20 protein-coding genes are annotated in these 26,365 nt (G+C 25.9%); all 20 read left to right on the top strand.

The features are described from left to right. Positions 1-10 precede the first annotated feature (10 nt). Positions 11-364 (top strand): GntR family transcriptional regulator, encoded by a 354-nt coding sequence (locus EXC62_RS08825; protein WP_162140336.1) that lies wholly within the window; start codon positions 11-13, stop codon positions 362-364. Further along, a complete protein-coding gene (locus tag EXC62_RS03640; protein WP_162140337.1) occupies positions 357-1,223 on the top strand; it encodes an ABC transporter ATP-binding protein in 867 nt (288 codons plus the stop codon). The genes EXC62_RS08825 and EXC62_RS03640 overlap by 8 nt, the downstream gene beginning before the upstream one ends. After that, positions 1,220-2,227 (top strand): hypothetical protein, encoded by a 1,008-nt coding sequence (locus EXC62_RS03645; RefSeq protein ID WP_026391188.1) that lies wholly within the window; start codon positions 1,220-1,222, stop codon positions 2,225-2,227. Before EXC62_RS03640 ends, EXC62_RS03645 begins: the two co-directional genes overlap by 4 nt. Positions 2,228-2,235: 8 nt before the next feature. Next, a complete protein-coding gene (locus EXC62_RS03650; RefSeq protein ID WP_129747480.1) occupies positions 2,236-4,122 on the top strand; it encodes an ABC transporter ATP-binding protein/permease in 1,887 nt (628 codons plus the stop codon). Then, positions 4,122-6,551: an ABC transporter ATP-binding protein/permease gene (locus EXC62_RS03655; RefSeq protein WP_052590138.1), complete on the top strand. Its 2,430-nt coding sequence runs from the start codon at positions 4,122-4,124 to the stop codon at positions 6,549-6,551. Before EXC62_RS03650 ends, EXC62_RS03655 begins: the two co-directional genes overlap by 1 nt. 18 nt (positions 6,552-6,569) lie before the next feature. Further along, the gene (locus EXC62_RS03660) at positions 6,570-7,388 is read left to right on the top strand and encodes an undecaprenyl-diphosphate phosphatase (protein WP_162140339.1); all 819 of its coding nucleotides are present in this window, start codon (positions 6,570-6,572) and stop codon (positions 7,386-7,388) included. A 288-nt stretch (positions 7,389-7,676) separates the two neighbouring features. After that, positions 7,677-8,564 carry a hypothetical protein gene (locus EXC62_RS03665; protein ID WP_162140340.1) on the top strand — a complete coding sequence of 296 codons (888 nt, stop codon included), beginning with the start codon at positions 7,677-7,679 and terminating at the stop codon, positions 8,562-8,564. A gap of 8 nt (positions 8,565-8,572) precedes the next feature. Then, the gene (locus tag EXC62_RS03670) at positions 8,573-9,046 is read left to right on the top strand and encodes a hypothetical protein (RefSeq protein WP_026391192.1); all 474 of its coding nucleotides are present in this window, start codon (positions 8,573-8,575) and stop codon (positions 9,044-9,046) included. Between the two features lie 167 nt (positions 9,047-9,213). Beyond that, positions 9,214-11,118: an ABC transporter ATP-binding protein gene (locus tag EXC62_RS03675; protein ID WP_162849133.1), complete on the top strand. Its 1,905-nt coding sequence runs from the start codon at positions 9,214-9,216 to the stop codon at positions 11,116-11,118. Beyond that, positions 11,118-13,571 carry an ABC transporter ATP-binding protein/permease gene (locus tag EXC62_RS03680; protein WP_052590143.1) on the top strand — a complete coding sequence of 818 codons (2,454 nt, stop codon included), beginning with the start codon at positions 11,118-11,120 and terminating at the stop codon, positions 13,569-13,571. The genes EXC62_RS03675 and EXC62_RS03680 overlap by 1 nt, the downstream gene beginning before the upstream one ends. 103 nt (positions 13,572-13,674) lie before the next feature. After that, entirely contained in the window at positions 13,675-16,290 is a 2,616-nt protein-coding gene (gene polA, locus EXC62_RS03685; protein WP_026391194.1) for a DNA polymerase I, read from the top strand. Positions 16,291-16,302: 12 nt separating this feature from the next. Continuing rightward, positions 16,303-17,115, top strand: a complete 813-nt coding sequence (gene mutM, locus EXC62_RS03690) for a DNA-formamidopyrimidine glycosylase (RefSeq protein WP_026391195.1) — start codon at positions 16,303-16,305, stop codon at positions 17,113-17,115. Continuing rightward, the gene (coaE, locus tag EXC62_RS03695) at positions 17,090-17,707 is read left to right on the top strand and encodes a dephospho-CoA kinase (protein WP_026391196.1); all 618 of its coding nucleotides are present in this window, start codon (positions 17,090-17,092) and stop codon (positions 17,705-17,707) included. Before mutM ends, coaE begins: the two co-directional genes overlap by 26 nt. Continuing rightward, the gene (locus EXC62_RS03700; RefSeq protein ID WP_026391197.1) at positions 17,691-18,866 is read left to right on the top strand and encodes a DnaD domain protein; all 1,176 of its coding nucleotides are present in this window, start codon (positions 17,691-17,693) and stop codon (positions 18,864-18,866) included. Before coaE ends, EXC62_RS03700 begins: the two co-directional genes overlap by 17 nt. Before the next feature lies 1 nt (position 18,867). After that, entirely contained in the window at positions 18,868-19,674 is an 807-nt protein-coding gene (locus tag EXC62_RS03705; protein ID WP_162140341.1) for an ATP-binding protein, read from the top strand. 81 nt (positions 19,675-19,755) lie between these two features. Beyond that, on the top strand, positions 19,756-21,204 hold the full coding sequence (locus EXC62_RS03710) for a GNAT family N-acetyltransferase (RefSeq protein WP_026391198.1): 1,449 nt from the start codon (positions 19,756-19,758) through the stop codon (positions 21,202-21,204). Next, complete coding sequence (locus EXC62_RS03715; protein ID WP_052590148.1) at positions 21,197-21,721, top strand: GNAT family N-acetyltransferase; 525 nt, start codon at positions 21,197-21,199, stop codon at positions 21,719-21,721. The genes EXC62_RS03710 and EXC62_RS03715 overlap by 8 nt, the downstream gene beginning before the upstream one ends. A 133-nt stretch (positions 21,722-21,854) precedes the next feature. Continuing rightward, positions 21,855-22,280, top strand: coding sequence for a hypothetical protein (locus tag EXC62_RS03720; protein ID WP_026391200.1), 426 nt, complete (start codon positions 21,855-21,857; stop codon positions 22,278-22,280). A 159-nt stretch (positions 22,281-22,439) separates the two neighbouring features. After that, positions 22,440-24,428: an ATP-binding cassette domain-containing protein gene (locus EXC62_RS03725; RefSeq protein WP_026391201.1), complete on the top strand. Its 1,989-nt coding sequence runs from the start codon at positions 22,440-22,442 to the stop codon at positions 24,426-24,428. Then, positions 24,418-26,337 (top strand): ATP-binding cassette domain-containing protein, encoded by a 1,920-nt coding sequence (locus EXC62_RS03730; RefSeq protein ID WP_026391202.1) that lies wholly within the window; start codon positions 24,418-24,420, stop codon positions 26,335-26,337. Before EXC62_RS03725 ends, EXC62_RS03730 begins: the two co-directional genes overlap by 11 nt. Positions 26,338-26,365 lie beyond the last annotated feature (28 nt).

Below are 26,365 nucleotides of genomic sequence, written 5' to 3' on the forward strand. Positions count from 1 at the left end.
GAGAAATCATGTGAAATTAGAAAATAATAAAGTTGATATCTATATTCAAATAAAAGAACATTATCAAAAACTAATTGAAATTGGGGCTTTAACTAATGGTGAGGCACTACCTAGTTTAAGAAAGATTGCTTTTGATTTAGGTGTTAATCCTAATACAGTTGATAAAGCTTTTAGGTTATTAGAAAGTGAAGGGTATATTGAAATTTTTCCTAAGAAAGGTGCTTTTGTAAAACAAGATTTAAAAATTGATAAATCAAAAAAGTTTCTTGAATTAAAAAGAATCTTGAATGAATTAAAAGATGAATATAAAAAAGAAGAGTTAATGAAAAAAATTGATGAAATTGTGAGGGGATTATATGATTGAGATTAAGAATTTAAATAAATCATTTGGAAGTAAACATGTAATTAAAAACATGAATCTTAAACTTGAAAAAGGAACAATTTTTGGACTTATCGGAATAAATGGAGCAGGTAAATCAACACTTCTTAGATTATTATCTGGCGTTTTAAACCCAGATAGTGGAGAGATTTTTGTCGATGAAAAACTAATTAATGAAGAAAGTAAAAAGAAAATCTTTTATTTATCAGATAACCCACCATACACTTCATTAACAAAATTAGTTGATATTAAAGAGCTTTATGAAACATTCTATGATTTTGATAATCAAATATTTGAAGAGATTATTGAAATCTTTAAACTTCCAATCAATGAACCCATTTCAAAATTTTCTAAAGGAATGAGAAGACAAGGTTATATCGCACTAGCGTTTGCTACTAAAGCCAGCTATCTTTTATTCGATGAAGTCTTTGATGGTCTTGATCCACAAGCAAGATTAAAGTTTAAACAATTTATGATTAATAATATTAACTCTGAACAAATCATCATTATAACAAGTCACTCTTTAAGAGAACTAGAAGATATCTGTGATACATTCGGAATGATTGATGGTGGATATTTTAAACGTTATGGTCAAATTGATTTTGAACTTAATAAATTAAAGAAATATCAGATTGTTTTAAAAGAACTTGAAAAAGATGTTTTTATCAAACAACTTAAATGTTTATTTAAGAAACAAGAAGGAAGAGTTTTAACAATTATTACGGAAGAACTAACTGAAGATATTAATAACTATTTAGATAAAAATAATTATTTAGTAATTGATGAACTATCAATATCATTTGAAGAATATTTTATAGTTACACAGGAGGAAAATAAGAAATGAAAAAATATTTTAAATATTTATTTAAAACAAATATCCTCCAAACAGTAATTCTAACAGTTTTACCGACAATGCTTTTTGTTGCTATATTGGCCGGAACAGGAATGTATAGTAGTGACTATGTTCAATTTGGACTTCAAATCCCGTATATCATTACAGTTGGTGTAGTCTTAGCATTTATAGTTGCAGCATTAGTATTCATATTTAGGTTTGCAAAGTTTAAAAACAAACAACAAGTTGACTTATATTATTCGTTACCACTTAATAAAGAAAAAATTATTAAAACAAATATTTATTTTGGATTAATCCAAATAGCTATTGCTGTGACTGTAATGTTTTTCTTTGGTATTTTAGTTCATTCAATTAAAACGGATTTTCAATATGCGTGGGGATATTTAATACTGGTTTACCTTGTAACATTATTATTTGTTGGAATAATGTATTCAATAAGTTTATTTATTTTGTTTAGAGCTAATAGTGTTATTGATGGAATAATTTTTATTATTGGTTGGTTTTTAGTTTTAGTATTGCTTGGACAACTTCTTTCAGAAATAACAAATGATATTACATATAGTAATGCGTTTGTTCCACTTTATGCAATGGATAGAATGATTACGAACTTTTATTATAAAGCAGCCGAACAGTCAATTGAGTATAAAATGAATACGGGTATAATCATTAATTTAGTCTGGGTATTTATGTTAACAGCTTTATCATTAACGTATGGAATTCTAAATTTACAAAATGAGAAAACAGAATTAATTGGAACAGAAAGTAATAGTCTCTTTGGATATAAAACATTAATACCACTTGGAACATTTCTTATAACAAGCAATATGATTAATGATTTCCAAAATAGTGAAAATATCATTTATTTAATAATAATTGTAATATTTGCCTTTATTCTTTATGCAATATATCGAAAAGGTTTCAAAATAAAAAAATATGACATACTAGCATTACTTATTGCAATCGCACTAGGTTCTATAGTAGGTGTCATAGTTTAGGAGGAATTATGGAGAAAAAAGCATTAATAAAACTAGAAGGAGTTTCAAAGTACTATAAGACACAAACAGGTGTTTCAGAAGGAATGAGAAACATCAATTTAGAATTTAATCTAAATGAGTTTGTAGCAATAACAGGGGAATCAGGATCAGGGAAAACAACGTTATTAAACGTAATAAGTGGATTAGATTCATATGAAGATGGAGAACTATATATCAATGGATTAGAAACATCACATTTTACTGTTAAAGACTTTGAAGAGTTAAGAGCCAAGAATATTGGATTTGTCTTTCAAAACTATAACGTAATTGATTCATATACAGTTTATCAAAATGTTGTAATAGCATTAGAAGCACAAGGATATGATCCGAAAAAGAAGAAAGCAAGAGCATTAGAACTAATTGAAAAAGTTGGCTTATTAAGTCATAAAAATCAAAAGACAGCTAAACTCTCTGGTGGACAGAAACAAAGAGTTGTAATAGCAAGAGCCTTAGCTAAAAACGCACCCATAATCTTAGCAGATGAACCAACAGGAAACTTAGATAGTAAATCTGGAAGAGAAATAATGGAGTTATTAAAAGAAATATCAAAAGATAAATTAATCATTTTAGTAACCCATAACTATGAAGAAGCAAAGAACTATATAACAAGAAATATCGTAATGAGTGATGGTAATGTTAAAGAAGATAAAGTTTTAGTCAAAGAAAAAAGCAATTACCATAGTGAAGAAAATCAAGATAATGTTAAAACATCAACAATTAAAAAAGCATCCCAAGTTGCATTAAGAAATATAATTTCAATGCCAAAGCGAACAATTTTTTCTTGTATTGTTATGATGATAACTATTTCAATGTTTATTTTCTTTTATTCAACGTTAATGAAGAACTATGTTAATGAAGCACTAAATATTGCGAGTGAATTTACTGTTTATGTTCAAAGTCGTGAAAACGAAGTTTTAACTAAAGAGGAAATTAATGAAATAAAGAATAAATATGCTAATAATGAAACGTTGATTACACCATCATTGTATGAAAATATTATCTTTAATGATGGGATTAATAGATATACAATAAGTGATTCTACAATTCTTCTAGATAAAGAATATAAAGGAAGTGCTCCTAAAAATCAAGATGAGGTAGTTGTTTCACAAAGATATAGAAATAACGAACCAACATATAAAATAGGTGATACGATTAAACTTTTTTATTCAGCAGATTCTAAAGACTATAAAATAGTTGGTATTCTTGAAGATAACTTCAGAAATATATCAAAAATATATGTATATAATTCCATTCTATACGATGCAGATTATCAACCAACTGATTTTGTTAAAAGTATTTTAAATCAATATTCGAATAAAGAAGAAACTTTTCAAATAAGTGAATTAGCAATTAAAGGAAATGACAGACAATCTATAGTGCTTGCAAGTGAAAAACTGATTAATGATGGATATCGTGTTATTGACAGATATTTGATTTTAGAAAATCAAATGAAATTTGTTAAAGGAACAGTAATTTTCTTTATGGCAATTCTAGTATTAGCAATTACTTCAATCATATTCTTATTAACATATCATGTTCAAAAAAATATGATGGAAAGCAGAAAAAAAGATTTTGCAGTATATAGATCAATAGGAATAAGTGAGAAAGAAGTAGGAATTATTCTCTTATTCGAACAATTTATGATTGCTGTAATATCAACAATTTTGACATTTATTCTTTTGAATATTTTAAGTGGACAATTTTTAGTAGTAAGAAACATAACAAGAAATATAACAACCGTTGATTACATAATTATTTCTTTAGCATTTGTTTTATTAACATTAAGACAAGGATTCAAATTCAACAGAAAAATCTTTAATGTTACCGTTATTGAATCTTTAAAGGAGGACTTCTAATGATTAAATTAATAGATATTGATAAATATTTTAATAAAGGAAAACAAAATAGTATTCATGTTATAAATCATACAAGTCTTGATTTACCAAAAAAAGGATTAATAACATTATTAGGTAAATCAGGAAGTGGAAAATCTACCCTACTTAATGTTATTGGTGGACTTGATAAAGCAAATGGAACAATTATTTTTGATGATCTTGAAATAAAAAAATATCAAAACAGCACATGGGATAAACTAAGAGCAGAACGAATTGGGTTTATTTTTCAAAACTATCATTTATTAGAAAACAAAACAGTTTATGACAATTTAAAGATTGTTTTAAACATGATAGGAATTAATGATAAAGAAGAATTAGAGTATCGAATTAACTATGCCTTAAATGCAGTTGGAATGTTTAGATATCGTAAAAAGCTTGCTAGTGATTTATCTGGAGGGCAAAAACAAAGAGTTGGGATAGCAAGAGCAATCGTTAAAAATCCAGAGGTTATTATAGCAGATGAACCAACTGGTAACCTAGATACTAAGAATAGTAATGATGTCTTAAGAATTTTACGAAAGCTAGCTGATGAAAAATTAGTTGTTTTAGTAACTCATGAAGAAGAATTAGCATATAAATATTCTGATCGAGTAATCTCACTTACTGACGGTGTTGTATCAAATGATGTTAAAAACAATAGTAATTTATCAAAAAGTAGTGATGATGATTCAAATATTTATTTGAAGGATTTAAATAATATCAATATTGAAAACACAAAATTATATAGTAATGATGATTTAAGTAAACTTGATCTGACAATTGTTAAAATTGGCGGAACATATTATCTTGAAAGTAATGAAAATATTCGTGTTGAAATAATTGATAGAAAATCAAAAATCAAATTAGTTAATGATTCTAAAGAAAATTATGATGCAAATAATATTAATAATCATGAAATTAACTTTTCATTAGATGAACTTGAAAAAGTTAAAACTAAGAGAACTAAAAAAAGAACTTTAACGTTTAAAGAATCAATAATTGAAGCCTTAAGAAAAATCTTTAGAGTTGGAAATAAAGGTAAAATCCAATTATTAACATTAATCTTACTCGGAGCAATGTTTAGCCTTTCAGTTTTTATGTTAGTATCAAGTCTAACACTAGACAAAAGTAAACTATACACGGATAAAAATTTATACGTTATTGAAAGTCCTTCTGTTGATATGAAGAATTTGGCAGATGATGAAAATATCGTTCTTTACTATGATGTAAGAAGTTTTTCTTGGAAAGTATATTCAAATGCTCCAGGTGCATTTAAATCATTTAGTATTACAAATACAGCACTTCCATTAGACGGGATTCAAGAGAATGATTTAGTTAGAGGAAGAATGCCAAACAATCAATATGAAATACTAATTGATGAAACAATACTTGATAAAACTTATAGTAATGTAATTGAATATAATAGTATTGGAATCTATAAATCAACAGATCTTCTAAATCAAAGAATTGTATTTAATAATAATCAAGAATTAATAATAGTAGGAACTGTTAAAACAGGAAATAAAGCCTTATACATTAATAAAACAATCCTTAGAAATCTTAACTCATTATTTACATATGATAGAATAATTGGAAATTCTGTTGCTATATTTGATCAAAAAAAGCTTACAGAAGGAGAAATGCCTAAAAAAAGTATCGATAGAAAAACATACGAAGTCATTATTAATAAAAATGATTTTGGTGGTAGCGATAATAGTCAATACCAATTAGGTGATGAATTCATTGATTTAAATTTGAATCAATTAGGAAATAAGGAATTAAAGTTTATAGTTTCTGGTTTTTATGAAGAAGAACCATCTCAAAACTATCAAACAAGTGTATATTTAAATGATGATGATTACTATAATATTTTATATCGAGATCATTTTGATATCTTCGGGTCAAGATCAGATTTAAATATTTATTCAATAGATGGAACAATTAATAATCAAAATGATTATAAAAACAAGTATCAAGATGAATTAGATTCACTAATTAAAAAACAAAAAGAACAAATTGCGGGATCTCTTGTTCAAATGATAATAGCAATCGCACTATCTGCACTAATGTTCTATTTCTTTGTTAGATCATCTTTTATAAGAAGAATTAAAGAATTAAGTATTTTAAGATCCCTAGGCGTTAATAAAAAAGAAGTCTATACTTTATATGCTCTAGAGTATATAATAGTAACTAGCGTTTCATCATTAATAGGAGTTTTAATAGGAAGCTTAATAGCAAACTCAGTAGGAAGATCATTCTTAAATGAAGTATTCGATATTAGGTTTACTTGGATTGGATTATTAGTAGCAATTATTGGAGTTTATGTTGTTAATGTTTTATTAGCACTTCTTCCAGTCTTTGGACTAATGAGAAAAACTCCAGCCGAAATGCTAACAAATTACGATATTTAGAAGTGAAAGAAGGATATTATGTTAGAGATTTTAAAGTATATTATTTTAGGAATTATCCAAGGTGTAACTGAAGTTTTTCCAGTATCAAGTAGTGGACATTTAACAATTTTTAGTCATGTTTTTAGAACATTTGACCCAAGTGTTTTAACAGTATTTTTAATGATTACTAATTTAGGGTCATTTATAGCGTTATTGTTCTTCTTTAGAAAAGATGTTATTGTACTAATTAAAAGCTTTTTCACATTCTTATTTAATAAAGAAAAAAGAAATGATCCAGCAGTTAAAGAAGATTTTGTATATACTTGGAAATTAGTAGTTGCTGTTATTCCAATTGGAATTGCAGGATTACTCCTAGAAAAATATTTACCAACAAGTCTACTTGCAGTAGGTTTAGCATTATTAATAACTGGTGTTTTATTATTTATTGTTTATACACTTAGAAATAAAAAATTTGAAGCAGAGTTAACTTGGAAAAATGCAATAATCATTGGACTTTTCCAAACAACAGCAATAATGCCGGGAATTTCAAGAAGTGGTATTACTTTAATTGGAGGATTATCACAAAAAGTTGAAATAAAGAAAGTTCTTAAATTTTCATTTTTATCCTATTTAATCATTTCTGTTCCAGTTTCAATTAAAGGAATTGCTGATGCATTTTCAAAAAGTGAATCAATAAATGTTCTTGGATACTTCTTAGCGTTTGTAGCAAGCTTTCTAGCAACATACATAACAGTTAAAATATTATATAAATCAGTCAAAGTTAAGAATTTAGTATATTTTGCAATCTATTGTTTATTAATGGGTGGATTTGCAATTATTTATCATTTTGTTAGATGAACAAAAAAATATTAGTATATTAGAGATGTAAAAAAAGCTGAAAAACCCAAAAAGGATCATTCTTTATAAAAAAAATTGACAAAAACCCTGTTTTTTTATATAATAAAATAAAAAAGGGGTTGATTTAATGTTTAAATTGCAAAAAAATCATTAATAATTGTTTTATTCTTCCTTTTAAGCTTTACACTTGGGAATGTTGGTGTTAAAGCAGCTTATAAAAGTGATGAACTAAGTTCGAAACAGTTGAAGGAAGGTTACAAATCTGTTATAAATGTTGAAGAAAAAAATATGGAGTCTACAAAAGGTAATTGGAATACTAATCATTTCAAGCCGACAAAAAAAGGGGCTTATAATATTTATACAAGAGGTAGTAGTGATACAGTTGGCTTATTGTATGAAAAAGAGAATACTTTATTCATTTATAGACATATGCTTAGAAAAAGCGATGATGATAGTGGTGAAGGCAGAAACTTTAGGATTGAGTATGATCTAGATAAAAATGAGGATTATGTTATAGGCAGTGCATTATATGGAAATAACACAGGAAACTATAAACTTGTTGTTGAAGAAAATTTAGATTCAGCCTATGCACCAAATGGTGGTATGTGGAAGCAAGATAGTAGATATTTTACTGATGATGCTTCTAATGTTGAAAAAAGATTTTATACTGTAAGACAAGTTGCATTTTATTATAGTATTCTAGATGAAATGATATTTTCTAAAGTTGCGAAATTAAAGGGAAATGGAAGTACAATTAAAGAAATAAAAGACTTTTTGGTTACCGCACTCTCAATAGTTAGTTTTTTTGATGAAACACAATTATCAGGTGTATTATCAATGATTTTAGATAGTGATTTATTTGAAATTCCAACACCAGAAGATTATATTGTTAAACTTACAGAGGTCCAAAAAAAGATACGAGAAGCTACTGATGCTACTCCTGAACCTGGCGAAGACTATTTTAAAATAACATTTAAGAATCCAATGATCGAATATACTAGCAAAACAAGTAAAGTTAATGTTTTTCTAAGTGCTGTTTTTTTCTTACCAGCATTAATAGGTGGAATGGAATCGTTTCCGGTTAAAATACCTGGTAATTCACATGGGTTTACAAAATGGGAAAATAGTAATGTTACAGGATTAATATTACAAAGGGGTGAAATGACTCTATATTGAGGTGAAATATGAAAAAAATAAAACTAACAATTCTAATTTCAGTTATTGTAATAGGTTTACTAGCACTTCTAACTGTAATTGTTAATAAAAGCACTAGAGATACTAGAGAAAATAACTATAATTCGAAAGTAAATAAAATAGTTGAATCACTATGTTTTTTTGCTGTGGATTTAGAAATAAAAGAGATTACTATTTATGAAGGAAAAAATAATGCCTTTATATACTACGAGTATTCGCTAAGAGAGTATGTAGTAGAACCTGAGACAAACGATGTAGTATTAGGTGATAAAATTGTTACGACATATAAGATTAATGTGTTTGATAGAAATGTTACATTAGAAGAAGATAATAAAGAAAGACAAAAAACTTTATGGGAAGAATATCTTGAAGTAAAAGATAACCCAAAATACAAAAAAACGTATTCAAAGCAAGAAGTTGATAATTTAGTATCATTATATTCGAAAAATGGAACTATAAAATAAACTAAGTTCAATAAATAAAGGAAATGATGAAGATCATTTCCTTTTTTAACAAATATATATTATCATATAACGTATAATTTGATTTCAAGAATAAAAAATATGTCAAAAGATAATAAAAATATAGTATAATGGAAATAATAAAAAACAAAATGAAAATGAGGGATAAAATGGAAAAAAAGCCATTAATAAAACTAGAAGGAGTATCAAAGTTTTATAAAACACAAACAGGTGTTTCAGAAGGAATGAGAAACATCAATTTAGAATTTAATCTAAATGAGTTTGTAGCAATAACAGGGGAATCAGGATCAGGGAAAACAACGTTATTAAACGTAATAAGTGGATTAGATTCATATGAAGATGGAGAGTTATATATTAACGGATTAGAAACATCTCATTTTACTGTTAAAGACTTTGAAGAATTAAGAGCCAAGAATATTGGATTTGTCTTTCAAAACTATAACGTAATTGATTCATATACAGTTTATCAAAATGTTGTAATAGCATTAGAAGCACAAGGCTATGATCCAAAAAAGAAGAAAGCAAGAGCATTAGAACTAATCGAAAAAGTAGGATTATTAAGCCATAAGAATCAAAAGACAGCAAAACTATCTGGTGGACAAAAGCAAAGAGTTGTAATAGCAAGAGCATTAGCTAAAAACGCACCCATAATCTTAGCCGATGAACCAACAGGAAACTTAGATAGTAAATCTGGAAGAGAAATAATGGAGTTATTAAAAGAAATATCAAAAGATAAATTAATTATTTTAGTAACACATAACTATGAAGAAGCAAAGAACTATATAACAAGAAATATCATAATGAGTGATGGTAATGTTAAAGAAGATAAAGTTTTAGTTAAAAATGAAAAACTAAATGAAGTTGTTGATGATGAAAATAATAATAAAACAAGTAGTATTAGAAAATCATTTGATATTGCCGCTAGAAATGTTTTATCAAAGCCTAAAAAGACCATTTTCACATTTATCTTAGCTGTATTTTCATTACTTGCAGTAATATTTACTTATTACGGAATTTCTAGTTCAATAAAACTTAGTATTGGAGATTATTCGTATGATCCAACTATAACCTATATTCAAAAACGTGATGATAAGGAATTTACAAAAAGCGAGCTTGAGGAAATTAGAAAAAAATTTGAAAATAAAGATTTAAAAGTTACATATGGTGTATTTAGTAAAGAAAGTTCAGCAGATTTTAGAATGGAGTATTCACGAATGGGATTTGTTGCTCAACCACTTAATGGTTTATTTGCTAAAGAAATAGAAGGTAGATTACCGGTAAAAGAAAATGAAGTTATGCTTAGTGGGAACTATAAATACTCTGATGAATATGAAAATATATATATTGATTTAGCTGACCCTGAAGACAGAGAAAAAACGATTAAAAGATTTAAAGTTGTTGGTAGAGTTTTAGAAAACAGTATGGATTACAACTACAGACAAGTAATCTATTTTAGTGATATGTTTATTTTTGATGAGAATAATCAAGTTAATCCGATAATAAAACAATATTTTACAAATGTTAATGATACCAATAAAGAAATAGCATTTTATGGAATTGATAGAACTGAAATAAAGCATTTAATAAGAAAACTTGATAAAGATATTTATAACATATATGATCCGTATTCAATTGATGAAGCAGAAAATGCAATAACTGATTTGGTTGGAAATATAATAGTCTTTATCATTATGTTTATTATTGTTTTGATAATCTTTTTACTTGTGTATGTAATTCAAAAAAATATGATGATGTCACAAAGAAAAGATTATGCGGTTTATCGTTCTATTGGTATTAATGAAAAAGAAGTTAAATATGCAATTCTTCTTGAACAAGCAATAATTTCTTTAACAGCTACAATTCTTGTTCTAATATCACTTTCAATAACTTCAATATTTGTTAGAAGTGTTAGACTAGCATCAAGAAATGTAGGATTTGGTGGTTATGTTTTTATAGCAGCAATTTTTATATATTTCTCACTTAGACAAGGTGCTAAGTTTAACAGACAAATATTTAATAAAACAGTAATTGGCGCACTTAAGGAGGAAGAATAATGATAAAATTAATTAATGTTGATAAATATTTCAACAAAGGTAAACAAAATAGTATCCATGTAATAAATAATACTTCATTAGAACTTCCTGAAAAAGGTTTAGTTACATTGCTTGGATCTTCTGGTTCAGGTAAATCAACATTATTAAATGTTATTGGTGGACTAGATAAAGCGCAAGGAACAATTATATTTAATGATATAACAATAAATAAATATAAGAGTAGTATATGGGACCAAATAAGAGCAGAAAAAATTGGATTTATATTTCAAAACTATCATTTACTAGAAACTCAAACTATTTATGAAAATATTGCTGATTCGTTAAGAATGATTGGAATAACTGATAAAGATGAAATTGAGTATCGTGTTAATTACGTTTTAAATGCTGTTGGTATGTTAAGATTTAAAAAGAAACTTGCAAGTGATTTATCAGGTGGACAAAAACAAAGAGTTGCAATAGCAAGAGCAATCGTTAAAAATCCGGATGTTATTATTGCTGATGAACCAACAGGAAACTTAGATAGTAAAAATAGTATTGATGTTTTAAAAATAATTAAAGAAATATCAAAAGAAAAACTAGTAGTTTTAGTTACACACAATGTTGAACTTGCCAATCATTATTCGGATAGAATAATTAATATTACTGATGGAAGTGTTCAAAGCGATGTTGAAAATTCATCTGGAAAAACACATATAAATCAAACTGATGATAATATTTATTTGCAAGATTATAAAAAGAATCAATATGATAATATCGATATATATAGTAACGAAGATGTTAATGATTTTGGTTTGATTATTATTAAAGAAAATGGGAAATATTATATAAAATCTAAAAATAATGTTAAATTAGAGGTATTAGATAATTCATCTAGAATTAAGGTTATTGATAGAAAACGAGAAGATGTTTTAAAAGAAGAATTAGAAAAAGTTAATTTTTCGATTGATGAATTAAGCAAACATGAAACAAAGAGAACAAAAGCAAGATTTTTCTCAATTACTGATTCAATAAAAATTGGTTTTAATAAACTAAGAAAAAAAGGTTTCAAAAGATTTGTTAAAATAACAATGTTATTGTTAATAGGAATGATGTTTTCATTGGGGGTTAATTTACTAATCAATGGTTTAATTGTTGACAAATCTAAAATCACTGTAGATAAAAATGTTTATACAACGAATAATAATTTTGATTATCAAAGACCAAATAACTATAAAGGAGTTACAGAGTATTTAGATAGTGATGACTTTATTGTTTACAAAAAATTTGATTATATTTATATAGGAATTGGAAATAATCGCTATAATCGTGTTCAACTTAATGTTCTTCCTTCAGAAATTTTAAAAGATAAAATAAAAATGTATGATGAAAATAAAATTTATATTGATTCATCAGCTCTTAAAGGAACAACGGCAGAACAAGCTCAGTATAAATCATTAGGGATATATAAGAAACAAGATTTAATTGGGAAGAAACTTAGATTTAACATTCATGAAAAAAATAATTACTTCCAGGATATACCTAAAGAATATACTATTAATGAAATTGTTGATTTGGGAACAAAATCAATTTACCTACCACGAGAGATTATTAATAAAGAATCCGGTGATTTAGAAAACTATTACGAAATAAATGAAGTGGCTATTTATGATTCTACAAAAGTGACAATAACAATTGGTAATGTTCCTACAAAAGTATTAGATAAAAAAATACCAATAATAGTAAATGAACGATATCAGAAAAAAGATGAGGAAAATATAAATAACGGTAAATATCTCTATGAACTCGGAGATAGTACAACACGTATTGCTGAGTTTTCCTCATTATATGGTTATTCATTTGAAATAGTAGGATTTTTTGAGAATCCAAGTGGAAGTTATAATAACAATATTTATGTTGCAGAGGAGTCATATCAGAATTTATATTTTATAGTTACTAGTGGTAGATCATTTGCATCTGATGCGATATATTCTAAAACTGGGAAAGCAATTGATGATATATATATTAAAAATCAATATGATGAGCAACTAAAAAGTCTTGAGTTAGAAAAAGGTGAATTTATCAATGGTTCACTGATATGGTTAGCAATTATAGTAGTAATTACATTAATTATGTTTTATTTCTTTGTTAGATCTTCATTAACAGAAAGAATGAAAGAGATTAGTATATTAAGAGCTTTAGGTGTTAAAAAACGTGAAGTAAGAAGTATTTTTATTGTTGAATATGCGGTATTAACAACATTTTCATCATTAATAGGAGTAGTATTCGTTGCCGTTATTCTAAGATCAGTTTATAATTCATCGATGGGAGATTTATTAGATTATAATGCAACTCCACTTGGAATATTAGCAAGTATTGCTGGAATATATGCATTAAATATTTTAATAGCTTTAATACCTGTTAATTTATTCTTAAGAAAAACTCCAGCACAAATGCTAACAAATTATGATATTTAGATATAAAGTCCTCTTTTTTGAGGACTTTATAATTATTAACAGTTAATGTGGAAAAAATAATTATCATAATATGATAAAATAAGAGTGTTGAGAGGGTGGTAAAATGAAGAAATTAATCTTAATTGATGGAAATTCAATTCTATTTAGAGCATATTATGCAACAGCATATCCAGGAGCGACTTTAATGCAAACAAGTAAAGGTGAATATACTAATGCTTTATTTGCGTTTGTAAATATGTTTACAAAGATAGTTACAAATGGAGAAGAAAATGTATTAGTAGCTTTTGATACAAGTGAACCAACATTTAGACATCTATCTTATGATGAATATAAAGCAGGAAGAAAAGAAATGCCTGCTGAACTTGCCGAACAAATTCCAAGAGTTTATGAATACGTAAGACTAATGGGAATAAAAGCATATTGCAAGGGTGGATATGAAGCTGATGATATTATTGGTATTTATGCTACCGAGGCTAGCTCAAAAGGTATTAAAGTTGATATATATTCTAGTGATCGTGATTTACTTCAATTAGTAAGTGATAATGTGACAGTAAATTTATTAAAAAAAGGTATGCAAGAAGTCTCTTCATATACACCTAAAACACTTTTTGATGAGTTTGAATTAACACATAATCAAATTATTGATTTAAAATCGCTAATGGGTGATTCATCTGATAATATTCCAGGTGTTCCAGGTGTAGGGCCAAAAACAGCAACTACTCTATTAAAACAATATGAAACACTTGAAAACATTTATGAACACATCGATGATATTAAAGGAAAAGTTAAGGAAAACTTAATTAATAATAAAGAATTAGCATTCATGAGTAAAAAGTTAGTTACTATTATGACAACTGGAAATCTTGATTATACACTAGATGAAATAAAACGAGAAGAAACAAATTATCCAGAACTAGTTTCTTTTTTACAAAAATATGAATTACATAGTTTAGTAAAACAACTTGAACAACCAACAGTTAAAGTTGAATGGGATTATAATGTTATAGAAACTGAAGAACAATTGAAGACTATTTTAAAGGATAATGCAGCAATTCATTTTGAATTTAGCGAAGAAAATTATCATTTAGCAGATATTTGGGGAATTGGATATTTTGATGGAGAAAAAAGTTTTTTCATTGATAAAGAACTATTAAAAACTAATACACTAAAAGATTATTTAAAGTCAAACAAAATAAGAAAACAAACATATGATTTTAAAGCAGCAAAAGTAAATCTATTATGGAAAGACCTTGATTTTAATAATTGCAGTTTTGATCTTTTATTAGCAGCATATTTAATTGATTCTCACTACGGAAAAGAAGAATTTAAATATATTGTTTCAAAATTTAATTACGATGATGTTGAGTATGATGATTTAGTTTATGGTAAAGGTGCTAAAAAAGGTTTACCAGAAGAAAAATCAGTTTATCAAAAACACATTGTTAGTAAAGCAAGAGCAATCTATCTTCTAAGAGAAAAACTAATTACTGAATTAAAAAATGAAAATCAATTATATTTATTAGAAGAACTAGAAATACCATTATCAAATGTATTAGCAAAAATGGAATTTCAAGGGATATTAGTTTCAAAAGAAGAACTACATAAACAAAAAATTACACTAGAAGAACGAATTAATAATCTTACGAATGAGATTATAACTTTAGCAGGAAAAGATTTTAATATAGCATCACCTAAGCAATTAGGCGAAGTATTATTTGAAGATTTAAACTTGCCACATGCTAAAAAGAATAAAACGGGATATTCAACAAATGCGGATGTTTTATTAAAGTTAAAGAATGATCATCCAATTATTCCATTAATAATTGAATTTAGAGAATTAAACAAACTATATACAACATATATAGTAGGATTAGAAGGTGTTATATTCGAAGATGGGAAGATTCACACAATTTATAAACAAGCACTAACAACAACCGGAAGACTATCTTCTGTTGATCCAAATCTTCAAAATATTCCAACAAGAACTGAAGAAGGAAGACAAATAAGAAAAGTTTTTGTTGCTAGTGAAAACAAATATTTCTTAGGCTCAGACTACTCACAAATTGAATTAAGAATCTTAGCTGATATGGCAGATGTTAAAGCTTTACAAGAAGCATTTAATAATAAGCGTGATATTCATAGTGAAACAGCTAAAGCAGTCTTTGATATTGATGGCGATGTTAAATCAGAACAAAGAAGAGCAGCTAAAGCTGTAAACTTTGGGATTATTTATGGTATTGGTGCATGGAGTTTATCAGAAGATTTAAATATTACTCCAAAGGAAGCCCAAAACTTTATTGATAAGTATTTAGGTGTTTATCCTGAAATCAAGAAATATATGGAAGATATTGTTGAATTTGCTACAAAAAATGGTTATGTAGAAACATTAGTTAAAAGAAGAAGATATATTCCAGAATTAAAATCAACAGTCTTCATGCAACGTGAATTTGGAAAGAGAACATCATTAAATGCGCCAATTCAAGGAACAGCTGCTGATATTATTAAGATTGCAATGATTGATTTAGATAAATATCTGGAACAAAATAACAAAGAAAGTAAATTATTACTTCAAGTACATGACGAACTTATCTTAGAAGTTCCAGAATCAGAGATTAAAGAAATGGAAGAAATAGTTCCAAAAATAATGAGTAATGCGTATGACTTAAAAGTTAAACTAGAAGCATCCTGTGATACAGGAAAAACTTGGTATGATATATAAGGAAGTGTTAAAATGCCAGAATTACCAGAGGTAGAAGTTGTAAGAAATCAACTAAAAAAACAAGTCTTAAATAAAAAAATTATTAAAGTAGAAAGTTTCCATGATAATATTGTAAATGGCAATATCAATGAGTTCATAAGTATACTTACAGGAAACAAATTTATAGATGTTGAGCGATATGGTAAATTTTTAGTATTCATTCTTGATGATTGGCATGTTTTGATTTCACATTTAAGAATGGAAGGAAAATATCATATTAGAAATGTTAATGAAGAACGAAATAAACATGAACACATTATTTTTACATTTGAAGATGGAACAACATTACGATATCATGATACTAGAAAATTTGGAAAAATGGATTTAAGAACTAAAGGAAATTATTTAAAAGTAATGCCATTAATTCAATTGGGACCAGAACCTAAAGATATGAAACTTGGAGAATTATATAATAAAATTAAGAAACAAAATAAACCAGTAAAAGTATCATTGTTAGATCAAACGATAATAGCAGGGCTTGGAAATATTTATGTTGATGAAACACTCTTTATGAGCAAGATTCATCCAACAAGGCTATCAAGTAGTATATCTCTTGAAGAAGCAAATAATATTACATTAAATGCTCGAAAAGTCTTAGATAAAGCATTACTTCTTGGTGGAACAACAATTAGAACATTTTCAGCAACTGATGTTCATGGACGTTTTCAAAATGAACTTTTAGTTCATACTAAAAAAGGTGAACCATGTCCTGTTTGTGGTAATGAAATAATCAAAATTGTTGTAGGAGGAAGAGGAACATATGTCTGTGAATCATGTCAAAAATAAACCATACATATATGGATTAACTGGTGGTATAGCAACTGGTAAATCAACAGCAATTAACTTTTTCTTGAAAGAAGGAGTTAAAGTTTTTGATTCTGATTTAGCAGTTAAAAAAATATGGAGCGAAAACAAACAACTAGTTAAACATATGGATAGTAAGTATTGTATTGATATGAACACGAAAACAGGAAAGAGCAAGTTAGCTAAACTTCTCTTTGACAACAAAGATATTAGAAATGAATTAAATAGTTTAATCCATCCACTTGTTTTTAGAATGATTGATGAATGGATTATAGATAATAATAACGAGAAATTTTTAATTATTGATATGCCGCTTTTATTTGAAGTGAATTATCATAATTATATTAATAAAAGTATTTTAATCTATCTTGACAAAGATAAACAAATTGAACGATTAATGAATCGGGATAATTTGACAAAAGAAGAATCAATAAAACGCATTAATGCACAAATGGATTTAGAAGTGAAAAAAAACATGGCTGATTATATTATTAATAATAACAAAAGCCATCAAGATTTAGAAATTGAACTTGAAAGATTATTAAAGGTGATGAATAATGAAAACAAACAGTAAATTTAGTTTATTTATGCAAACAGACTTAAGTTCGTCTGATTTTAAAGTTTTATCACTTTTATATCAACCATTAATAGGTATTGAAGCATATGCAATATATACAACATTTTATAACTTAGCAAGAAAAGTTGCAGAAATACCACATCATATTTTCTTTGATATGTTAAATATTAAACAAAATGATTTTATAAAGTACCGAGAAAAATTAGAAGCAATTGGATTATTAGAAACATATGAGAAAAGCACTAGCCTATATCTATATGTCATAAAACCACCATTTACTGCTAAACAGTTTTTAGTTGATACTTTCTTAGGAACATATTTGGAAAGTGAAATTGGTGAAAAAAATCTTGCATTTTTACTTGAAATCTTTAAAGTTAATAAACCTGATACTATTGAATGTAAAAACATTACCAAATCATTTGATGACCTATACGAATTTAACACAAATGAATTATTAAAAGTTAATGTTGATTTAGAAGGCAGAAATGGTAATACAACAAAACTAATAAGAGATAGCATTGATTATAATCTGTTTGTAGAAAAACTTCCAAGAGCATTAAAAACATCAAACTTATTTAACGAAAACTTTAAACAAAAAATAGTTCAACTAGCATATGTATATCAATACAATGTAGAAGATCTAGTTAGTATATATGAAAATGCACATAAAGGAAGAAAAAATATTACGATTGAACAAATTAATTTGCAAGCTAAAAAATACTATGAACAAAAAAATAAAGAGTTGTTTGTTAAAGAGAAAATTGCTAATGAAGATGAAGCATTAAGTATTGTTCCTTTTAGTGTTATTGTTGATAAATACGTTACTGGAGATGTGATTAACAAATCTATGGCACTTGATACGATAAATGACTTTATAAGCCAAAATAATATTGATCCAGGAATATTAAATTTCCTTGTACTGTTTATACTTAAAAATAAAAATGGTGCATTGCCACCAGTAAACTACTTAAATAAAGTTTGGGAATCATGGAGAAAAAAAGGTGTTCAAACTGTAAGTGATGCTATGCAGTTACAACGTGAAGCTGATGAATATCGAAAAAATAATGCATATAGTAAAAATAATACTAAGAAAGAAGCTAATGAACCAGATTGGCTTGATGAATATATGAAAGATTTATTTAAAAAGGAGGATTAATATGACTTTAGATGAAATAAGAAAAAGAATATCAAAAGATTCAGAGACAAAAAATTTAAAAATTGCTGATGTTGACCTATTAAAAGTAAATAAATATCTTGACGATAGAGATAAAGAATTTGATGGTTCAAAATTAAAGTTAATTACTGAGCCATATATTGATGTTATTTATGTTGAAACAGAAGCAACAAAAGAAAAAAGATTAAATGATAAAATGAGAAGAAATCTGCATGTCTTTGGTAGTGATGTTTTTATAAATAAAGATGCATCTTTTACTAATTTTAAAGTACTTGATGATCAACGCTCTAAAGCATTAGAAATCTCAATCAAATTTGTTGATGACTTTTTAAGTGGAAAACAAGTTAAAGGTATTTTTTTGCATGGAATGTATTCAACAGGTAAGACATACTTATTATCAGCAATAGCGAATGAGTTAGCGAGAAAAGAAAAAACGGTTTTATTTGTGTTTTTACCAGACCTTGTAAGAGTTATTAAAGGTGGAATTAGTAGTGGTGATATGGAAGATAAAGTTATGAAATTAAAACAAACAGATGTTTTAATGATTGATGATCTTGGTGGAGAAAACTTAACTGTATGGTTTAGAGACGAAATATTCTTACCAATAATTCAATACAGACTATCGGCAAATCTACCAACGCTATTTACATCAAATATGACGTTAGAACAGTTGGTTGAACCACTTTCAATTGACTATACATTGAAAGAAAACAAACTTAAAGCTATTAGAATTATAAGAAGAATTAGTGATTATAATCATCAAATAGAACTAGTTACGAATTTTAAATGATTTAAGTGAATTTAGAGAGATTTATTCTCTCTTTTTAATAATAAGACATAAAATAAAAAGGTTAAAATGGTGTAGATTCTGATGAATAGTAAGTTTCAAAAATTAATAAATAAATATAAACCAAGTGGTTCATATTTCGTATATAAAGATGAAAAACTAGTTTTTAACGAATATTTTGGTTATCAAGATATTGAAGAAAAAATAAAATTTAATGATCAAACATTAATAAGATTTTCAATATATAATAATTTGATTGTTATGGTTTCTATGATGCAACTCTATGAGAAAAAACAATTTAAATTTTCTGATAAGATAAGTAAATATATTCCTGAATATAAAGAAGGTAATAAAATAACGATTAAACAGTTACTCCAACATCAATCATTAATTATTGATTTCTTTAGTGGACATATAATGAAAGAATATATTAAAACTAGTAGTTACAATCAGATGAGCTTTGTTGATAAAGCAAGGTTTGAAATATTAAATAGTACAAAAGATTATAAAGCAAATGAAGTTATTGATATTATCAATCAATATGAATTAAATAAGAAACCAGGAAGTGAATTTGAGTTTACTAAAACAACACCATTACTTGTAAGTATTTTAGTTGAAAGAATATCAAAAACCTCATACGAAGAATATGTATTTGAAAATATTATTAAACCTTTAGATTTAGAAATACATACAAAATCAATAAATGAAGCAAGTGATTATGATCAAACTGATGATACAAAATGTTTTAAGGTTAATATCTCTAATGAATCTAAAAAATATTATCTTTTAGAAACGAAAGAATATATAAAAATCTTTAATGGGATTATAAAAAATAAGATTATTACCAAAGAATCATGGAAGATAATGACAACATTTAAAGAAGATGTTGGTATAGGTGTATATGGTAATGAAGAGATAGAACTAAGTCTAGGTTTTGGTAAACATTCAATAAGTGCGATATATAATCCTAAATTAGAGTTAATGGTAATCTTTGCATCTAATTATGAAGGTGACTATATTTTAGAGCATGGATCATGGTTCTATTTTGAATCAGAAGCTAAAGACTTAATTACAAATAATTATATATATCCAAATAATCCATACATTGAAAAATTCAATGATAAAAATAGATATGATTTCTATGATATTATGATTAAAGAGGAACAAGAAAAGTATGTACCAAATGTCTATAAATGTATTGCATATTCATATAAAAAGAAAGATAATTATAACTATGTTCTAAAAGATTATGGTGTTCCAATAGGTATGTTTACTTTGGTTATGAATAAAAAGAATAAGTTATTTGAAATTAGATTTTTTCAAATAGATAAACTATATCAAAACCGAGGTTATGGTAAAATTATGCTAGAAAAAGCGATTGAAATTTTAAAACAACAAGGGGCAAAGAAACTTGAAATAGGCCTTGTTGCAGAAAATATCCCAGCATATAAAACTTATAAATCACTTGGGTTCTTAGAAACTGATGTTTCAAGTGATTTTATTATGCTTGAATATGAGGTTTCTTATGATTAAATTAATCCAACCTACAATTAATCTTGAAAAAGAGATTTTAGATTATAAAAAAGAAATGTTCAATAACAAAGACTATAAAATGAGCGGATGTGGATCATTAGATAAATATGATGAGGTATCTCTTTGGTTAAAACATTTAGAAGAGTATAGCGATCGATTTAACCCCAATTTTAATAATAATTTTGTTGAAGGAAGTCAGTGGTTACTAGTAGATGATACAAACTATATTTATGGAATGGTTAATCTTAGACATTATTTAAATGATTTTCTACTTAATGAAGGCGGTCATGTTGGATATTCTATTAGGCCGAGCAAACGAGGTCAAGGATATGGAAAAATCCAATTAAAGTTAGCCCTTGAAATATTAAAGGGAAAAAATGTAGATAGAGTCTTAGTTACTTGTTCAGATACTAATATTCAATCATATAAAACAATACTTTCATGTGGTGGAGTATTAGAAAATAAAATAGTTTCCAATGAAAGAGTTACAAGAAGATATTGGATAGAAAATAAATAGGAGATATAGATACTTAAAGGTGTATTTATATCTCTTTTAATAATATATTAGTATTTAAAAAGATTTATTGATATAATAACTATATATCAAATTGTCTATAAAAACTAATTGACATGTATCTTGGGAGGTAGAAATGAAAGTTAAATATATTGTTATATATTCATTAATCTTTTTTTCATTCTTGGGAATCATTTTTTTTACTAACAAAGAACGGACTAATCGAATTAATACCGAACAAGAAGCTGAACTTATTGATGTTGAAGTTAGAAATTTGATACTTGGAGATACAGAAACTATTGAAATAACAAATGTAGTAATTTATCGGATTAAAGAAGATTCATATATTTTAATAGAATTTGAAAGTACTAATGAAGAAAGTAATAAAACTAATAAATTCATCAAGGTTTTTGAAAAAGAAGATATAAAATATTCTAGTGATGAATTAAGTGAGTATCAAGAATATGAAAAAATCTTTTCTGATGTAGAAAATGATTATGATTATAAAAAAATACTTGAAAAAGAAGAAATTGAAAAGTATGTTGAAAAATATATGAATTAATTAATAATTATTATAAATTAACGAGGTAAGTGAAAACTTATCTCTTTTTTCTTTATATATAAGACTTTCGTTTGATTTTCGTTAACTGTGATTGTATTATATAAAAATAATGCTATAATCAAACTATACGATACAGATAAATTTAGGGGAGAATTTAATATGCTTAAGATTAATAAAATATCAAAGACTTATTATCCTAATCAAAAGATAGCGCTTTCAAAAATAAGTGCTGATTTTACTTTGGGAGAATTTGTTAATATAAAAGGTGTATCTGGAAGTGGGAAATCAACTTTATTAAATATAATAGCAGGAATTATTCCTTTTGATAGTGGGTCTGTTATTTTTCTTGATAATGATTATTCTAAAATAAGTGATGAAAAACTAGCTAACTTAAGAAAGAATAATATTGGGATAGTTAGTCAAGAAATCAAGTTTATTGAAACAATGACAGTTAAAAAGAATTTAGAAATTGCATGTAACATTTTAGGAATTACAACAGATAAAGTTAATGATGTACTAAATGAAGTAGATGGAATTGACTTTCTCAATAGAAAAGTTAAAACCTTATCAGGAGGAGAATTACAGAAAATCTCAATAGCAAGAATCCTTTTATATAATCCTAAATTAATAATTTTAGATGAGGTTCTTCAAAATCTAGATGAAAAAGCTAGAAATGATGTAATGAATATTATTAAAAAGATTTCAAAGGATCGCTTAATTCTTTTCGTTGATCATAATAGTTACTTATACGAAGAGTATTACACGAGAGAAATATTTATTGATAATGGGATTATAATTTATGATAAAACTATAAAAGATGTATTACCAATAACGTCCATTTCAAGTAATGATAGTGAGAATAAAAGTCAAATTAAAAAATTATTTCTAACATCAATATTTGCATCAAAAATATATACATTTAAGTATATTACGTTGGCATTTATTATGTTACTAATAACACTTATAAGTACAGTTTTTTTATTCTCATCTTTAAACGGTACAAGAAAAGTAAATGAATTACCAAAGATGATTATTCAAAAATATGATTATACATCTTTTAATGTTGCTGATCAAAACGAGTTAATAAATCTTCAAACTAATAAAACGAAAGTAGTTCAAAATATGAGTTATTATGTGTATGCCTACTATAATAATCATTACGTATCAGAGATAGAGAAATTTAAAGTGCTAAAAGAAAACTCGTTAGTAGATAGTGAAATATACTTAGGAAGAAGACCTGAAACTAATAAAGAAATAATAGCATCATTTGGAAATCTTAATGAACAAATTACATTAACAATTAATGGTACTAAAGATAAATATAAGATTGTTGGTAAAGCAAAGAGTATTACACTAGATGAGGTTAATTACGAAATTTTTGTACATGACAGTTTGATTAATAATGAAAATGATAATTATAACTATATTAATACTCTAAATGAGTTAAACTCAATAAGAGTTAATGGTCAAGAACTTAAAGTTGAAATTTCAGAAAATAATAAAGCAATAGTATATTTAAAAAATGGAAATCAAGAGGAAGATATTTATATAAAAAAAGATGATCAAAATCTTAATATTGAAAATCTTGAAGTTGTATATGATAGTGAAGAAAATAAAATCGTAATTAGTAATAATGATATTAATAAAATATTTGGTGATTTTAGAGATATTAATGAATATGTAATAAGATCAGAAAGTAGGATTAAACTTCAAGATACGATTAAGAAATTAGAGAAAAATAAATATCGTATTATAGATTTAGATTCTTTAAATATATCAAATGAAAACAAATTATCATCACTTATAACTAATGTAATAATCATTATTGTTTATTTGTTAATAATAAGTGGAATTGTTCTTTTGAATAATAGGATGACAGAAAAAAGTTATAAAGATTTTGATAAAACAGTTTATTACTATAGGATATGTGGTCTAGATAGTGGAAAAGCTAAAAAAATTAGTTTCTACTTATCCATAATATACTATCTAATAGCAACTCTTTTAGTAAGTATTTTATTTATTCTAAGTAAAGAATTCTTTGATTTTTATGCTATAAGACTTAATTATTTCTATATAGCAGTTTCGGCCATAATAATATTTGCTTCCAATATTACAAAATATTATAAGGAGATTAACTATGCAAATTAACAATATATTTAAAGAGTTTAAAGATAAAATAGTTTGTGAGAATATCAACTTTACATTTGAAAATAAAGGTTTGTATATAATAACGGGTGGAAATGGTGTTGGTAAATCAACTTTTTTAAACATAATTACTGGCGTTACAAAATTAACCAGAGGTGAGGTTATCATTGATGGCGAAAAAATAAAAAACTTTCATAAACTAAGAAATAAAAAACTTCACTATGTTACACAAAAAGAATATTTATTAGAAGAAAAAACGGTTCATGAAAATTTAGAAATTCTTAATAACTCAAAAGAAAAGATTCTCGATGTATTAAAAAAACTAAATTTGGTTGAAAATATGAATCAACTGGTTAATACATTATCAGGTGGACAAAGAAGAAGACTATCAATAGCAAGGTCATTAATGAAAGATTATGAAATAATAGTACTTGATGAGCCAACAAAAGGAATTGATCAATATAACAGTAAAAAAATGATGGAGTTCTTTGAAGAAGAAGCAAAAGAAAAATTAATAATTGTTGTTACACACGACAAATATATAACAACACTTAGTGATAATATATTTCAATATAATAAGCATGGATTGGAAAAAATTCCAAGAGAAAGTACTATTTTCAATTCATATTCAATTGATGAATTAGAAGAAGAAAATACAACTAGAAAAGTTAGAGCAAAGAAAAAAAGGAAAAAGTTGAATCTTATATTAGTTATTATAAGTTTTCTAGTTTTTATGAGTTTATCTTTACTTTATAGTAAGACACATATTAGTGACTATAAAATTTTTGTTGAAAAAGATCTTTATCTTGTTTCAAATATCAAAAATATAAAAGGGTATGAATACTTATTGGATGATAAATCAATCCCATCAAATGATATGAAGAGTGTTGAATTAATGTTTTCTAATGATAGAACATTTAATCTGAGAGGAATGTATATTAGAAGTTTAAATGAGATTACGGCAAAAGACTTAATAGTTGGAAAAATACCTGAGCAAAGAGATGAAGTTGTTATTGATAAAGGTATCTTTAGTAATTTTTTTGATGATAAAATAATTCTTAACAGTTATGGTGTTAATTTAAAAACAATTGTTGGTCATAAAATAAAGTATAGAGATAAAGAATATAAGATTACTGGAGTATCAGCAAATAGTTATAGATATTTTTATGTCGATAAAGATGAAATACTTGAAGGAGGATATTTAACAAGTATCAAACTTTTAAAAGATGATAAATATACAGTTCTTAAAGAATTATCGAATAATCAAATTTATAGCGATAAAATAAAAATTTATTCAACTAATGAAGAAGATCTGGGTAAAATAATTAAAAATATATATCAAGTTATAAGAATAATTGAAACTGTTAATGAAGGCTTCTATTTTTCAGATAATTATGAGTATGAAAAAGCACTTTTTAATTATGAATATGAAGGTTTTTATTTGAAACTAAATAATAAAGAAAGTTTGAAACTCAGCAGTGATGGTTTTCATATAAAAAACTTATATAATTTAGAAAAAGAAAAACTCATCAAACAAAATGAGGAATTTAATTTATCAACATTTAAAATTATTCTTATATTCTTAATAGTAGTGTTTATAGTAGTATATACAATAATAATAATTATAAATATTGACTATAAAAAGTACTCCACATACAGTTTGTTGGGTATTGAGAAAAATAAAATAATAAAGGAATATATAAAAGATAATTACATGTATTGGATTAGCACCTTTATTGGAATTATAGTATCAATAATTGTAATTGCATTGTTAAATTCATTAAATGTTTTAGCATATAGTTATTTAACAAATGATTTTATATTTATAATCATAACTTTACCTTTAATACTCTTTATTTGTTTAATAATAAGTTTGATTATATATTTAGATTGTAAAAAAGTGAGACTCTAAGGTAGTAAAAAATAGAAAGGAGCTTTAT

The sequence above is a fragment of the Haploplasma axanthum genome, from assembly GCF_900660745.1.
GTDB lineage: Bacteria > Bacillota_I > Bacilli_A > Acholeplasmatales > Acholeplasmataceae > Haploplasma > Haploplasma axanthum.

Excerpts from the sequence above, each read along its gene's own strand:
- mutM (WP_026391195.1), top strand. The coding sequence starts at position 16,303 with ATGCCAGAATTACCAGAGGTAGAAGTTGTAAGAAATCAACTAAAAAAA.
- EXC62_RS03730 (WP_026391202.1), top strand. The coding sequence starts at position 24,418 with ATGCAAATTAACAATATATTTAAAGAGTTTAAAGATAAAATAGTTTGT.
- EXC62_RS03705 (WP_162140341.1), top strand. The coding sequence starts at position 18,868 with ATGACTTTAGATGAAATAAGAAAAAGAATATCAAAAGATTCAGAGACA.
- coaE (WP_026391196.1), top strand. The coding sequence starts at position 17,090 with ATGTCTGTGAATCATGTCAAAAATAAACCATACATATATGGATTAACT.
- EXC62_RS03655 (WP_052590138.1), top strand. The coding sequence starts at position 4,122 with ATGATTAAATTAATAGATATTGATAAATATTTTAATAAAGGAAAACAA.
- EXC62_RS03675 (WP_162849133.1), top strand. The coding sequence starts at position 9,214 with ATGGAAAAAAAGCCATTAATAAAACTAGAAGGAGTATCAAAGTTTTAT.
- EXC62_RS03665 (WP_162140340.1), top strand. The coding sequence starts at position 7,677 with ATGGAGTCTACAAAAGGTAATTGGAATACTAATCATTTCAAGCCGACA.
- EXC62_RS03650 (WP_129747480.1), top strand. The coding sequence starts at position 2,236 with ATGGAGAAAAAAGCATTAATAAAACTAGAAGGAGTTTCAAAGTACTAT.
- EXC62_RS03640 (WP_162140337.1), top strand. The coding sequence starts at position 357 with ATGATTGAGATTAAGAATTTAAATAAATCATTTGGAAGTAAACATGTA.
- EXC62_RS03720 (WP_026391200.1), top strand. The coding sequence starts at position 21,855 with ATGAAAGTTAAATATATTGTTATATATTCATTAATCTTTTTTTCATTC.
- EXC62_RS03715 (WP_052590148.1), top strand. The coding sequence starts at position 21,197 with ATGATTAAATTAATCCAACCTACAATTAATCTTGAAAAAGAGATTTTA.
- EXC62_RS03645 (WP_026391188.1), top strand. The coding sequence starts at position 1,220 with ATGAAAAAATATTTTAAATATTTATTTAAAACAAATATCCTCCAAACA.
- EXC62_RS03680 (WP_052590143.1), top strand. The coding sequence starts at position 11,118 with ATGATAAAATTAATTAATGTTGATAAATATTTCAACAAAGGTAAACAA.
- EXC62_RS03710 (WP_026391198.1), top strand. The coding sequence starts at position 19,756 with ATGAATAGTAAGTTTCAAAAATTAATAAATAAATATAAACCAAGTGGT.
- EXC62_RS03670 (WP_026391192.1), top strand. The coding sequence starts at position 8,573 with ATGAAAAAAATAAAACTAACAATTCTAATTTCAGTTATTGTAATAGGT.
- polA (WP_026391194.1), top strand. The coding sequence starts at position 13,675 with ATGAAGAAATTAATCTTAATTGATGGAAATTCAATTCTATTTAGAGCA.
- EXC62_RS03660 (WP_162140339.1), top strand. The coding sequence starts at position 6,570 with ATGTTAGAGATTTTAAAGTATATTATTTTAGGAATTATCCAAGGTGTA.
- EXC62_RS03725 (WP_026391201.1), top strand. The coding sequence starts at position 22,440 with ATGCTTAAGATTAATAAAATATCAAAGACTTATTATCCTAATCAAAAG.
- EXC62_RS03700 (WP_026391197.1), top strand. The coding sequence starts at position 17,691 with ATGAAAACAAACAGTAAATTTAGTTTATTTATGCAAACAGACTTAAGT.